At 45.9% G+C, this 13,993-nt stretch carries 12 protein-coding genes; 6 read left to right on the top strand and 6 right to left on the bottom strand.

Annotation, left to right across the window (positions count from 1 at the left end):
- Window positions 1-24: 24 nt before the first annotated feature.
- Window positions 25-2,244, top strand: a complete 2,220-nt coding sequence (gene yccS, locus J3U76_RS11445) for a YccS family putative transporter (RefSeq protein ID WP_208006106.1) — start codon at window positions 25-27, stop codon at window positions 2,242-2,244.
- Between the two features lie 42 nt (window positions 2,245-2,286).
- The gene (locus tag J3U76_RS11440; protein WP_208006105.1) at window positions 2,287-2,616 is read left to right on the top strand and encodes a TusE/DsrC/DsvC family sulfur relay protein; all 330 of its coding nucleotides are present in this window, start codon (window positions 2,287-2,289) and stop codon (window positions 2,614-2,616) included.
- Between the two features lie 70 nt (window positions 2,617-2,686).
- Here the strand turns inward: J3U76_RS11440 and J3U76_RS11435 are convergent, their stop codons facing one another.
- Window positions 2,687-3,025 carry a Grx4 family monothiol glutaredoxin gene (locus tag J3U76_RS11435; RefSeq protein WP_208006104.1) on the bottom strand — a complete coding sequence of 113 codons (339 nt, stop codon included), beginning with the start codon at window positions 3,023-3,025 and terminating at the stop codon, window positions 2,687-2,689.
- Between the two features lie 376 nt (window positions 3,026-3,401).
- Between J3U76_RS11435 and sodB the strand changes: the two genes are divergently transcribed.
- The 3 genes from sodB (at window position 3,402) to pyk (ending at window position 6,710) form a co-directional block, all read left to right on the top strand.
- Window positions 3,402-3,983 (top strand): superoxide dismutase [Fe], encoded by a 582-nt coding sequence (sodB, locus tag J3U76_RS11430; protein WP_208006103.1) that lies wholly within the window; start codon window positions 3,402-3,404, stop codon window positions 3,981-3,983.
- A gap of 167 nt (window positions 3,984-4,150) precedes the next feature.
- Window positions 4,151-4,996, top strand: coding sequence for a transcriptional regulator HexR (gene hexR / locus J3U76_RS11425; protein ID WP_208006102.1), 846 nt, complete (start codon window positions 4,151-4,153; stop codon window positions 4,994-4,996).
- Between the two features lie 274 nt (window positions 4,997-5,270).
- Window positions 5,271-6,710 carry a pyruvate kinase gene (gene pyk, locus J3U76_RS11420; protein ID WP_208006101.1) on the top strand — a complete coding sequence of 480 codons (1,440 nt, stop codon included), beginning with the start codon at window positions 5,271-5,273 and terminating at the stop codon, window positions 6,708-6,710.
- Between the two features lie 95 nt (window positions 6,711-6,805).
- Here the strand turns inward: pyk and J3U76_RS11415 are convergent, their stop codons facing one another.
- Window positions 6,806-9,040: an acyl-CoA dehydrogenase gene (locus J3U76_RS11415; RefSeq protein WP_208006100.1), complete on the bottom strand. Its 2,235-nt coding sequence runs from the start codon at window positions 9,038-9,040 to the stop codon at window positions 6,806-6,808.
- 27 nt (window positions 9,041-9,067) lie between these two features.
- Window positions 9,068-9,700, bottom strand: a complete 633-nt coding sequence (gene psrA, locus J3U76_RS11410; protein WP_208006099.1) for a TetR family transcriptional repressor PsrA — start codon at window positions 9,698-9,700, stop codon at window positions 9,068-9,070.
- Between the two features lie 722 nt (window positions 9,701-10,422).
- Here psrA and J3U76_RS11405 point away from each other — a divergent pair.
- The gene (locus J3U76_RS11405) at window positions 10,423-10,593 is read left to right on the top strand and encodes a DUF2496 domain-containing protein (RefSeq protein ID WP_208006098.1); all 171 of its coding nucleotides are present in this window, start codon (window positions 10,423-10,425) and stop codon (window positions 10,591-10,593) included.
- A 57-nt stretch (window positions 10,594-10,650) separates the two neighbouring features.
- Here J3U76_RS11405 and speA read toward each other — a convergent pair whose 3' ends face one another.
- From speA to folE, 3 genes are all read right to left on the bottom strand, one after another.
- Window positions 10,651-12,555 carry a biosynthetic arginine decarboxylase gene (gene speA / locus J3U76_RS11400; protein WP_208006097.1) on the bottom strand — a complete coding sequence of 635 codons (1,905 nt, stop codon included), beginning with the start codon at window positions 12,553-12,555 and terminating at the stop codon, window positions 10,651-10,653.
- A 187-nt stretch (window positions 12,556-12,742) separates the two neighbouring features.
- Window positions 12,743-13,036 (bottom strand): Rdx family protein, encoded by a 294-nt coding sequence (locus tag J3U76_RS11395; protein ID WP_208006096.1) that lies wholly within the window; start codon window positions 13,034-13,036, stop codon window positions 12,743-12,745.
- Between the two features lie 156 nt (window positions 13,037-13,192).
- A complete protein-coding gene (folE, locus tag J3U76_RS11390; protein WP_208006095.1) occupies window positions 13,193-13,849 on the bottom strand; it encodes a GTP cyclohydrolase I FolE in 657 nt (218 codons plus the stop codon).
- Window positions 13,850-13,993 lie beyond the last annotated feature (144 nt).

Below are 13,993 nucleotides of genomic sequence, written 5' to 3'. Positions count from 1 at the left end.
TTTAACTTTATAGTGAGCCATTAAATGCCATCAGCGATTACTGCCCCTGCTCTTGTGTCTTGGCTAAGGCGACTGTTTACCAACAGTCATTTCTTTTTTGCCATTAAAGTCTTGTTGGCTATGGCAAGTGTATTGCTGCCCGGTTGGTGGTTAGATCACACCCCCGCAGCAGTCACGCTCACCTTAGGTATAATGGCGGGTGCATTGAGCGAAGTCGATCAAGACCCCAAAGGTCGCCTGCGCCATCTATTATTAAGCTTAGTGTGCTTTTTTATTGCCATTTGTTTGGTCACCCTAACCATTGACACCCCCTTGCTGTTTGGTCCCTTATTGGTAATTAGTGCCTTAGTTTTAATTTTAATGGCCGCTTGGGGGCCAACGGCCGGCACCTTGGGGTTTGGGATATTATTAATCTCTTTATATGCCATGCAAGGCCACCCCGACAGCCCCAGCTTCTGGTACCAACCCCTGTTATTAACCTTAGGGGCGGCTTGGTATGGCCTGTTGTCTTGGTTGGTATTATTAATTTGGCCTTATAAACAAGTACATGAGCAATTAGCGCAGTGCTATTTTTCACTGTCACGTTACTTATTAGAAAAGTCGCGCTTTTTTGATAGCCCCGATCAACAGCATCAACACTTGCGCCATCAACTCGCGCAGTTAAATATTCAGCTGGTGAGTGCGCTAGAAAACACCAAGCAAATGCTTAATCGGCGTATTCAAGGCCAGGCAGGTCACGCACAGCAAGACGAGCTGGGCCGATTACTGGCTTTGTACTTATTGGTACAAGACATGCACGAACGGGCCACCTCTAGCCATTACTCGTACCAAGCGCTTAATCAAGATCTGAAACAACTAGATATATTAAAAGGTTATCAAACGCTACTGGTTGGGCTGGGGGAGTCTTGTTATAAACTGGGTTATGCCATTTTAACCCATAATGCTTACCAACATCCTAAGCGCCTCACTTGGGAGTTAAGTGCGCTGGAAGATCAGCTTAATTACAGTCACTTACAACAAGACTATCCTCCCCATTTATTAAGTCCGCTTAAGTATTTAGGCCGCAATATGGCACGCCTACATCAGGGGTTAGTACGCGCCGAGTCTTTAACACAGCGCCAACCCTTACCCGAAGCCATTACCGTTGAGCTTGCAAAACCTAAGCGCCAGCCTTTTTGGCCTAAACTAAAGGCGCTGTTTCATCCTGACTCTTTATTATTTCGCCACAGCACCCGCTTGTGCTTATGTTTTGCGCTAGGTTATAGCTTAATTGCCTATTTTGAATTTGAGCGCGGTTATTGGATATTACTCACTATCTTATTTGTATGTCAGCCAAGCTTTAGTGCTACCCGCAAGCGGCTTGTGCAGCGCATATTAGGCACTCTAGGTGGCATTTTGGCCGCCGTGCCGCTGTTGTATTTTTTTCCCTCTATTGGCGCCCAATTAATGATCTTGCTATTGGGGGCTTTTATCTTCTTTACCCAAATAAAGGTGTATTACAGTTGGGCTGTCGGCTTTGTGACCTTATTTGTGCTGTTGGCCTTTAATTTACAAGGTGGTGCCAGTGAGTTGATTTGGCTACCGCGCTTATTTGATACCTTAATTGGCTGCGCATTGGCTTTTGTTGCTGTCTGGTTTATTTGGCCAGACTGGCAGCGCCGCTATTTACCTCGGTTAATGGCCGATGCCATGGAGGCCAACGCCGGCTATTTAGCCGCCATTACCCAGCAATTTACTGAGGGACGAAATGACAACCTTGATTATCGCCTTTCACGCAAACAGGCGCACTTAGCCGATAACCAGCTGGCTTTGGCATGGCAAAATATTCGGGTTGAACCTGTACCTAAATACTGGCTTAACTTATGTTTTGATATTGCCTATCGTAATCATGCTCTGTTGTCTTATCTGTCAACCTTGGGTGCTCATCGCGCGCAAAGTCGCTTATTACAACAAGCACATGGCCCTAAAATTGTGCAACTGGTAAACCAGCTGAATGTCGCGGCAAAGGCATTGCGCAATGAGCACACTCAGCCTGTTTCTTCGCCTGTTCTTAATATTGCAGCAACAAACCGTGCAGCAGCTCATGACTTTGATAAGCAGGGCAACTCCCAGGATGACTGGCTAATCCTCAATCAACAGCTATTAAGTCATATTACCTTGCTGGTCAATGATCTATACCAACTGGCTCAAGGCTTTCAGCAACAAGACGCCATAACAGATGCAGACACCCACGAACTTCAGTAATATCGACGGTTATTGATAATAACAGTATTGAAAGGACAAATTATGTTTGAGTTTGAGGGGCGCGCGATTGCAACCGATACTCAGGGGTACCTTAAAAACCACCAAGATTGGCAGCCAGAGATGGTTGAAATATTAGCCGAACAAGAAGGCATAGCGCTGAGCGAAGAGCATTGGGAAGTGGTGCAGTTTGTACGAGACTTTTACCTCAAATATAACACTTCACCGGCCATGCGCGCCTTAGTTAAGGCCATGGCCAAAGAGCTGGGTAACGAAAAAGGCAACAGCCGCTATTTATATCGACTGTTCCCTAAAGGTCCTGCCAAACAAGCCACTAAGCTTGCTGGATTACCCAAACCCGTGAAGTGCTTGTAAGAAAGCGATAAGAGAGCTGTAAGCCGTAAGCTTTAAGCGGTCAGCTAAAGACTTCAAGCTTCCCGCCGGCTTACTCTTGCTCGGGCTTTGGGTATTTGGCGGCGGTTTCTTCAACTAATGGCTTTAGCTCACCCTGTTGAAACATTTCCATAATAATGTCGCAGCCACCCACTAGCTCACCGTCAACCCACAGTTGAGGAAAGGTCGGCCAATCTGCGTATTTTGGCAGCTCAGAACGAATTTCTGGGCTTTGCAAAATATCAACGTAGGCAAAAGGTTGGCCACAGCCCATTAGCGCTTGTACCGCTTGAGCAGAAAAGCCACAGCTTGGAAATTTAGGCGACCCTTTCATGTAAAGCAAAATCGGGTTTTCACTGATTTGAGTTTTGATTTTTTCAACTGTATCCATAAATACCTCAATGATGGCTGCTGACAAGCAACAAAATAAATGCGTAATAGTAAATTATCCGCAGTATAAAACGGCAAGTCATCACAATGACAAGTTAATTCACTATTCTACTGTTTCGTGCAAGGGTCACAAGTATCGCCCCTCATTTTAGTCGCTGTTCACTTGTTTACGGCCATTAAAGTGACACTATTAATAACCTATCGCTTTATCCCTACAAAAGCTGATGTTGTTTAGCCCGCTTGCTAACTGCTACAATAGTGCCAGTAATTTAGCGTGATACGGGCATTTTGCTGTTACTCGTATCCGTTCTGGAGAAAGCAAATAGTAATGTCGAGACCAGCCTTAGGCTGGCACCATCAAAATGGAGATTATAATAATGGCTTTTGAACTTCCTGCTCTGCCTTACGCAAAAAATGCCCTGTTGCCTCATATTTCAGAGGAAACATTAGAGTATCACTATGGTAAGCACCACAACTCTTATGTAGTTAACCTGAACAATTTAGTACCAGGTACCGAGTTTGAAGGTAAATCTCTAGAAGACATCATTAAGACTTCTTCTGGCGGTATTTTCAATAACGCAGCACAAATCTGGAACCACACTTTCTACTGGAACTGCTTAGCCCCTAACGGTGGCGGTGAGCCAACAGGCGCATTAGCAGACGCAATTAACGCGGCTTTCGGCTCTTTTGCAGCTTTCCAAGAAGAGTTCACTAAGTCTTGTGTAACTAACTTTGGTTCTGGTTGGACTTGGTTAGTTAAGAAAGCAGACGGCACAGTGGCCATTGCTAACACTTCTAATGCTGGCTGCCCACTGACCGACGACGTAACCCCACTGCTAACCTGCGATGTGTGGGAGCATGCTTACTACATCGATTACCGTAACGTGCGTCCAGACTATGTTAAAGCGTTTTGGGCTCTGGTTAACTGGGAATTTGCGGCAGAAAACTTCGCTAAGTAATCTCAGTAATTTGATAAAACCCCGGCTAGCCGGGGTTTTTTTATGTCTACCCTTCGAAGAGCCATACGGCGCACAACAATAGCATAAGACGGGCCTTAACATGGCTTACCGCTGCCTAAGGGCTGTGCTAGGATAATAGCAGCGCTGTGACTGACTTAGGCATAATAATGAATATATTAGAAAAAATAACCCAGCAACTGGATGACTTTAGTAAGTCAGAAAAAAAAGTAGCCGATGCGATTATGGCAGCCCCACAAACCGCTATTCACTCAAGTATTGCCGCCTTAGCCAAAATAGCCGACGTCAGTGAGCCTACGGTTAATCGTTTTTGTCGACGATTAGACACTAAAGGTTTCCCAGACTTTAAACTGCATTTAGCGCAAAGTTTAGCCAACACCACTACTTATGTGCACCGCCAGCTAGATGAAAATGATAGCCCTGAGTCTTATATCGCCAAAACCTTTGAATCGAGCATGGCCTGCCTAAGTCGTGCGCAAAACAGCCTAGATCCCCAGCAGGTGAATCGCGCGGTTAATATGCTAACTCAAGCTAAACAACTGTCGTTTTTTGGCTTAGGCGCCTCATCAGCTGTGGCTCATGATGCGACCAATAAGTTTTTTCGCTTTAGTTTGCCTGTACAATGTTTTGACGATCCCGTCATGATGCGCATGAGTGCGGCAAATAGCTCACCAGATCAAGTCTTTGTACTGATTTCTTATACCGGACGGACCAAAGCCTTAGTTGAAATCGCCCATCTCGCACGACAAAAAGGCGCACTCGTACTGGGGCTTACCGCCAAAGACTCTCCCCTAGCCAACGCCGCCAGCATGGTACTGTCTATGGATATTCCTAATGATGTCGACCTACACCTCCCCATGGCCTCAAGGTTGACTCAAATGGTACTTATTGATGTACTCGCGACTGGATTTATCTTACGCCGTGGTAACGTATTTATTGAAAATTTACAAAAAGTTAAAGAAGGGATAAAAAATTCCCAATTTGATAGCCCTTAATTTTGAGCAGTTTGTTGCTAAACAAGCGTCATTTTTGTGACCCAGTCTACACTTTTCTGTATTCTTACGTTATTATCGATAACAATTTATAAACTTAAGGTGCAGTTATTCACTGTGAGCAAGCGTATTACCGTTCATCAATCACACACTTGAGTTCGGGTGCTCATTGGAGAACTCACCACTTAATCAATATCAGCGTATTAAGACCAATGGCGTTAAGAGGTCGCGCTGATTGTATTTTTTATGTGATCTACCTCTACACTGGAGTCTCTCAATGTTAAGACGTACCAAGATAGTAACTACCCTAGGTCCGGCAACCGATCGCGACAATAATCTAGAAGGCATTATTAAAGCCGGCGCTAACGTAGTGCGTATGAACTTTTCTCACGGCACCCCCGAAGATCATATGAAACGTGCCAACGATGTACGCAGTATCGCTAAAAAACTAGGCGTGCATGTCGCTATTTTGGGTGACCTACAAGGTCCTAAAATTCGTGTATCTACCTTTAAAAATAACAAAATTGAATTAGCACTGGGCGATAAATTTGTATTAGATGCAGATCTAGGCTTGGGGGAAGGTGACGAGCAGCAAGTTGGTATCGACTATAAAGATTTGCCAAAAGACGTAAAAATTGGCGACATTTTATTACTGGATGACGGCCGCGTGCAGCTGCGCGTAGACGGCGTTGATGGCAACAAGGTATTAACCGAAGTCACGGTTGCCGGTCCTTTGTCTAACAACAAAGGCATTAACAAAAAAGGCGGTGGCTTGTCAGCTCCTGCGCTTACCGACAAAGACCGCGAAGACATTATTACAGCCGCAAAAATTGGGGTTGATTACCTTGCCGTGTCTTTCCCACGTACCGGCGAAGACATGAAAATTGCGCGTGAGTTAGCCCGTGCTGCTGGTAGCAACGCTAAGCTGGTTGCGAAGGTAGAGCGTGCTGAAGCCGTTGCAAGTGATGCCGCTATGGAAGATGTGATTTTAGCGTCTGACGTTGTTATGGTTGCCCGTGGTGACTTGGGTGTTGAAATTGGTGATTCTGAGCTAGTTGGCGTACAGAAAAAACTGATCCGGGCATCACGTCGCCTAAACCGCGTCGTTATTACTGCGACCCAAATGATGGAATCAATGATTTCAGCACCACTACCAACCCGTGCTGAAGTAATGGATGTGGCTAACGCCGTATTGGATGGTACCGATGCCGTTATGCTGTCTGCAGAAACTGCCGCCGGTGACTTCCCGATTGAAACCGTTAAAGCCATGGCAGAAGTATGCTCCGGTGCTGAAAAACACCCAAGCATCAATGTGTCTAATCACCGCATGAACTTCACCTTTACCTCGGTTGAAGAAACGGTGGCCATGTCGACCATGTATGCGGCAAACCACTTGCAGGGTGTAAAAGCCATTGTTGCCCTAACGCACTCAGGCACCACTCCGCTGCTGCTGTCACGCATCAGTTCTGGCCTGCCTATTTTCTCGCTATCTGGCGAAGATAAAACACTGGCGTGGAGCAACCTATACCGCGGCGTGACTCCTGTTTACTTTAAGCAAGATTCTAACTTAAGTAATTCAGAAGTAAGCCGTGATGCACTGGCTACCTTGAAAAAAGCCGGTTTTGTAAACAGTGGTGACTTGGTATTGCTAACCCATGGCGATTGCATGGAAGTGATTGGTAGCACCAACACTTGTAAGATTTTAACGGTTGAATAAACAACCCCGTTAAACAACAAGCCATAATAAAAAAGCCACCTTAGGTGGCTTTTTTGATCATACAGTACTGGATACCACCTTGCTTAGCACTCCGGCTAAAGTACACCTGGCTTAAAGCTATCAACGGCAATGGCTTGGCGTCGCAGTGTATCGGCATGCGCTAACTGACGTGCTTCATCGTCATTAATAATATGCTGTGCTTTACCCTGAGCCAGCAATTCACTAAAGGCTAACTTACGATCAATTGTGCCGTCTTTTTGTGCTTGATGGAGTTTTTTCTCACTATCTTGCACCGCAGCCATAGCCAAAAAGGCCGCTTCTACTTCCCCTAAGCCCGGCTTATCGGCTTCTGGTACATAACACAGCTGCGTTAAGCGCTCACGAATTGCTGAGCCTGGAGTCATTAATTGCTTACTTATTGCTTGCCCGTGTTTATCTAAGGGTTTTTTATAGCGATTACCCAACGGAAAAATCAGTGCTTTTAATGTTAAGGCTGCCCCTCTATTTGGGAAGTTGGCAAAAAAGCCATCTAGCGCTTCACCTATTAGATGCAAATTGCGGGTTAAGGCATAATGCACAAAAGGCAGTTCATCACTGGGTCGGCCATTATCTTCAAAAAACTTCAAGGTCGCACTGCCTAAGTAAAGGTGACTTAATACATCCCCTAAGCGAGCCGAAATCATTTCTTTACGCTTAAGATCTCCGCCTAATATCAACATAGATACATCTGCACATAAGGCTAATGCCTTACTCATACGGGCTAACTGGCGGTAATACACAGCGGTTTCGCCACTCACTGGTGAAGCATTAAAACGCGCACCGGTTAGCCCCTGCCACAGGGCACCAAACACGTTGCCAGTGGCAAAGCCAATATGTTTAAACAATAAGCGATCAAACTCCTGTAAGCCCGCTGCTTCATCTGGGTTAGCTGCCGACTCTAACTCTTTTAACACATAAGGGTGACAACGTGTGGCTCCTTGACCAAAAATCATTAAGTTGCGGGTGAGGATATTCGCGCCTTCTACGGTAATGGCCACCGGAATACCCATATAGTTATGGGCTAAATAGTTTTTAGGCCCCATTTGAATAGCCTTACCGGCATGCACATCCATGGCGTCATCCAGCGCGGTTCGGGCCATTTCAGTCATGTGATATTTTGAAATCGCGGTAATAATGGCAGGGCTTTCTTTTAAGTCTAATGCTTTCGCCGTAAGGCGACGGGTGGCTTCTAATTGATAAGTGAGGCCACCAATGCGTGCCAGCGCTTCTTGCACCCCTTCAAACTTACCAATGGATAAGCCAAATTGTTTACGCACATAAGCATAAGCACTGGTACTGCGTACCGATAAATGGCCGCTGGCGGTACCTAATGCCGGCAGCGATATGCCCCGCCCTGCCGATAAACACTCCACCAACATCCGCCAGCCACGGCCGGCATATTCAGGGCCACCAATAATCCAACTCAGTGGAATAAACACATCTTTACCGCAGGTAGTACCGTTTAAAAAGGCCAAGCCCATCGGAAAGTGCCGATCGCCGACTTTAACGCCGGTGTGCGAGGTGGGGATCAGCGCACAAGTAATACCCAAGCTTGGGTTGTCTCCCAGCAGTGCATCGGGGTCGAATAGCTTAAAGGCCAAGCCTAATACGGTGGCTCTGGGGGCCAGGGTAATGTAGCGTTTATCCCAATTAAGCCGAATACCGAGCACCTGTTCGCCCTCATATTCGCCCTGACATACTACGCCTGAATCCGGAATCGCGCCTGCATCTGAACCTGCCTCTGGGCCGGTAAGAGCAAAACAAGGAACTTCATCCCCTTTCGCTAAACCGGGCAACCAGCGGTCTTTTTGCGCTTGGGTACCATAGTGCATCAGCAACTCACCGGGCCCTAAAGAGTTAGGCACCATAACGGTAACAGCGGCGCTAACACTGCGTGACGCAATACGCGCCACTATGGTGGAGTTGGCATAAGCCGAAAAATCACGCCCACCGTATTCTTTGGGGATAATAAGAGAGAAAAAACCTTGTTGCTTAATGTAATCCCACACAGCTTCTGGGAGCTCACGATCATCGTTTACAATTTGATGGTCATCCAGCATTCCCAGTAGCGTTTCCACTTGGTTATCCAGAAAGTGCTGCTCTTCTTCGCTTAAGCGAGAAGGCCCATAAGACAGGAGTTTTGACCAGTCTGGCTTACCACTAAACAATTCACCGTCCCACCAGACTGAGCCCGCTTCCATGGCTTCGCGCTCTGTAACCGACAAGGGCGGCAAAATTTTCTTAAAAGTGGCAAAAGCCGGCTTGCTGATCCAATTTTTACGTAAACTCATGTTCCCACTCCTCATTAACCACTTGGGCTACTCAATAGGGTTGGCACCGACTCCGTTTGCAAGATACGGGATCATCTTGCGCACCAGTCCTTCAACATCAATGTCTTCATTAAAATCAGTTTTTGCAATATCACGCAGCGCTTCGCTAGACGCCATGGTGAACACCACTGTACCCAGCGTAAAATGCAGTCGCCAAAATACGTCTGCAGACGATAAGCTGGGCGCCGCTTTTTGAATGGCTTGAGTAAAGTGGCTGAGCACTTGGCCGTAATGATTGACGATAAACCAGCGCAAAAAGCCCTGATTATCAATATAACCTCGACCTAATAACTGCAAAAAAATCTCTGGCCCTTGGCGATGGATACTCGCCAGTTGCATCAGCGGTGCCACAAAGCAATCAAACACTTGGTGTAAGCTTATGTTAGGTTGTGCCAGCAATTGCAATAGTGCCGAGTCTGATGCAGGCATAAAGCTTGCTAGGTAACGATCCATCACGGCTTTAATTAGATCTTTCTTTGAACCAAAATGATAATTAACCGAGGCCAGATTAACGTCTGCATCACCGGTAATCTGGCGTAACGAGGTTTCGCTAAATCCCTGCTTTGCAAATAGCAGCTCTGCAGCATTCAGTATCTTTTGTTTGGTTTCTTTTTTAGCCACAGGCACCTCAAATAAAACAACTGTTTAAAATCTACGTTTCATACACCAAACTTGTCAAGCTAAATCACCAGCGCCATCGTAAGCTGAGACCTAAACACATTATTTTTTATAAAATTGTTATTTTGTTGGAACCTTTTGTCTTTTACTCACTCCTATGTAGTGCCACTGTAATAAAGCACTAAGTTAGCCCAGCCCTGCTGGGCATTTTTTTGCCTGAATGTAAGTAAGGGTAAAAGCCAAGTGATGAGTAGCGCTAAGCCATACAGTGTCAGTCCACAATCATATTAAAGAAACAATCAGTTTGCTTACTACAAAAGCCGAACAAAGGGGTGACTCCACCGACACGCTGCAAGCACATCCCTGTGACGCTCAACACATGACGTCCCTGTCATGTGATGGTCGGTGGAGTCACTCCCTTTATCCGGCCATCAGCCACTGAGTCGCCTGTTAGCAGTCTCACAGACAACGCTGAGCTTTATAAGAGGCGGTTGAGATCACCTCCCACGACCGTGAAATGCCATGGACGGCATTTCCCGAGCCCCCATGGATGGGTTTATGGCGTGTCGTGGGAGGTGACTCAGCTGCCTCTCTTATGCAGGTTTTCAATAGAACAAATATTTAGTGTATTTGGTATTAATCACTGCAAAATGGTTCTTGAACTGATAGCTTATCGCCGACAGCTGGACTTTTTCTGCCCCTACCTTGCAACAAGAGACACAGACATGGATTTAAGCCAAGCCCCTGCAGACGTAAAATTAGCCGTGGATTTAATTGAGTTATTAGAAGTGAACAACATAGAAGTGGAGACTGCCCTAAGCGCATTGGCCATGGTGACAGCAGACTTTAAGCGCAAGCAAGGTAATGCAGTAAAAAAGAATACAAGCAGTGAATAAAAAACACCGCCTAGTAAGGGCGGTGTGAATATTAAGGGAAAAGTGTTTTATCAGCGTTTAACGCTCATCTTCTAAGTAGGTATAACCTTCAAGCCCTGCATTTAGCTCTTGGCGCATCATAGTCCGCGCTTCATCATTTAAATGAGGTTGATTTAATAGCGTCTCGTACCGTGCATTAATCACAGAAGGGTCAATGTCTACATAACGCAACATATCGGCCACTGTACTGCCGCTTTTCACATCACTGACCACCACCTTACCATGGCTGTCTACCGACACCTCGGCGCTGTGGGTATCGCCAAATAGGTTATGCATATCACCTAAAATTTCTTGGTAAGCCCCCACTAAGAAAAAGCCCAAGTACTGGGGCTGACCCGAAATAAATTCAGGCATAGGCAGTGTGGTCTCTACTCCTTGACCGTCTACATATTGATCAATGGCACCATCAGAGTCACAAGTAATATCTAAAATAACAGCACGGCGCGTGGGCGCTCTGTCTAAGCCACTGAGCGGCAATACCGGAAATATTTGATCAATCCCCCAAGCATCAGGTAGCGATTGAAACAATGAAAAATTGACAAAGCATTTATCGGCTAGTTTTTCATTCAACTCATCAATAATAGGACGGTGTGAGCGGTTAGCCGGAGTCAGTTTAGACTTAATATTTAAGCAAATATTTAAGTGAATTTCTTCTGCCCATGCTCGCTCTTCTAACGTTAATAAGCCCATATTATATTGCTGATGTGCATCACTGAGCTCGGCCACCGTATCGTGATAAATTTCAAGCAAAGGGGGATCTTCTTGGCATAGACCTTGCCAAGTTTTCCAAATGTTATGCAGCAACAATGCCCCACCTTCAGCAGGTGCCTGAGCTTGCTGTGGTTTAGCTGATTCTATGCTGATCACATCAGAAATAAGCACCGCATGATGCGCTGTGATGGCGCGCCCAGATTCACTGATAATCAGTGGATGGGGCAAAGAAAATTCACGGCATACATCACCAATACCCCACACCACATTATTCGCATATTCACGTAAGTTATAGTTAGCCGAACACTCACTTTGTGAACGCGTTCCCTCGTAATCTACGCCAAGCCCGCCCCCTACATCTACAATGTTGACAGGCACCCCTAAACGGCGTAACTCACCATAGAAACGACCACATTCGCGTACACCTTTTTGAATATCTCGAATATTGGCAATTTGTGACCCAAGGTGAAAATGCAACAGCTGCAACCAGTGCAAACAGCCTGTATCACTGAGTTGTTTAATCAAGTTCAAAACATGAGCCGCACTTAGGCCAAACTTAGATTTTTCGCCACCGCTAGACTGCCATTTACCTGCACTTTGCGACGCTAAGCGCGCGCGCACACCCAGCCTAGGTTCAACATCAATACATTTGGCCTCTTCCATCACCATGGCCAGCTCAGAGAGCTTTTCAATCACGATATAGACTTGATGACCCAGTTTAGTGCCCAGTAATGCCAAGCGAATATATTCTTTATCTTTATAGCCATTGCACACAATCACCGACTCAGTTTCGTGACTGTGCGCCAGCACGGCCAATAACTCTGGCTTTGAGCCTGCTTCTAACCCCAAGCGAGGCTTGTCTTTATAGGCTTTGGTCACCGCATCTAGCACGCCACGCTGCTGATTTACCTTAATGGGGTAGACCGTTAGATAGTCACCTTCGTAACCATACTCGTCAATTGCTTCATTAAAAGCATTAAATAAAGCATCTATTCGACTTTTAATAATCTCAGGAAAGCGCAACAACACAGGCGCAGCATAACCGTCTGCTTTGAGTTGCTCTACAACATCAGACAACACAATTTTGGCTTCTGGGCGAGATTTATCGGGGGTGACAGTGACTTGGCCTTGTTCATCAAGATGAAAGAAGCCAGCTCCCCAGTAAGGTAGGTTATATATTTTTAGCGCGTCATTTGTGGACCATTCGGCCATATTCTTTGTCCCCTTTATAGGTAAGGGCCACAGAAAACCCACCTTTTAACAAAGAGTGGGAACATTTCATTATTTGCGCCTATTGGCGCATCGCATTTCAGCCGCGCGATTTTACACATAGCCATAACGGCTGACTAGCAGAAAAAGAGAATTTACACCCTTTATGGTGCATATTTTATTCACTCAATTATTTAGGTTCACTGTGGCCTAAATGTCGATCTGGCGCGATATGATCTCGCAACCGCTGCTTGATGGTTTTGGCTTCGGGAAAACCGTCATCAATAACACGACACCAGATTAATTGGCCGTCGACCATAATTTGAAATTGGCCCTTTTCGCCAGGGATCAAAGCCACTTCACCAACCTCATCATTAAAAGTAGACAGTATCTCTTGTGCCAACCACGCCGAACGCAATAACCAGCGGCACAAAGAACAATAACGAATTTCCACTCTGGGCTTAATGGTGTTTGGGATCGCCATTAGATTTCCTTACAGATCGAATACCGTTGAAAATACTGCGGGGCGCCATACGCCATAAATATAAATTCATCCCCTAGATACAAGGCACGGTTTGGTAGAAGTACCACTTAAAGGCACGATTCTAAAGACTTACGGCTTAAAGCTCCCCGCAGGGGGTCAGCGTACTACGCCACTTAAAAATTCGTGGCGCGTTTCGGCTCGGCTTTTAAAAATGCCGCCTAATGAAGTCGTAGTCGTACTACTGGTGGCGTCCATCACACCGCGCGCTTTTACGCAATAATGGGTGGCACTGATGCTAACCGCCACATCGTCAGACTCTAACAAGGTTTGCAAGGCGACTAATACTTGCTGCGTAAGACGCTCTTGTACTTGGGGGCGGCGAGCAAAAAATTGCACTATGCGGTTTATTTTTGATAAGCCAATCACTTTTGAGCGTGGAATATAGGCCACAGTGGCAGTGCCGTCTATGGTCACAAAGTGGTGTTCACAGGTGCTGGTGAGTGTGATGTCGCGCACTTGTACCATCTCATCGACTTTCATCTTATTGTCGATCAAGGTAATTTTAGGGAAATAGCTATAATCTAGGCCTGAGAAAATTTCACGCACATACATTTTAGCGATACGTTGTGGTGTTTCGGTTAAGCTGTCATCGGTTAAATCGAGCCCTAATACATCCATCATCTCGGTCATTAAACCGGTAATATGCGTTTGCTTTTCATCAAGCGTTAGGCTGTTGCCTTTCATTGGCGTTTCTAACCCACGGCTTTCAAGGGCAGAGCGGACTCGAATAGCGGCATCACTCAAAGCAGTCATTGTGGTTCCCATCGAAGAAATAGAAGAAGTAAGAGACAAAATATAATGGCTAGAATGGTAGTGCATTTACCGTCCATAGTGAATGCCAGATTAGAACAGCTTTACCAAGCAAGGTATTTCATCGGCTAATAATCATCCCCCTAC

The organism is Oceanisphaera pacifica (assembly GCF_017498065.1).
GTDB lineage: Bacteria > Pseudomonadota > Gammaproteobacteria > Enterobacterales > Aeromonadaceae > Oceanimonas > Oceanimonas pacifica.
Note: the sequence above shows the minus strand (reverse complement) of the source record. Positions and strands in the feature narration are given on the sequence as shown.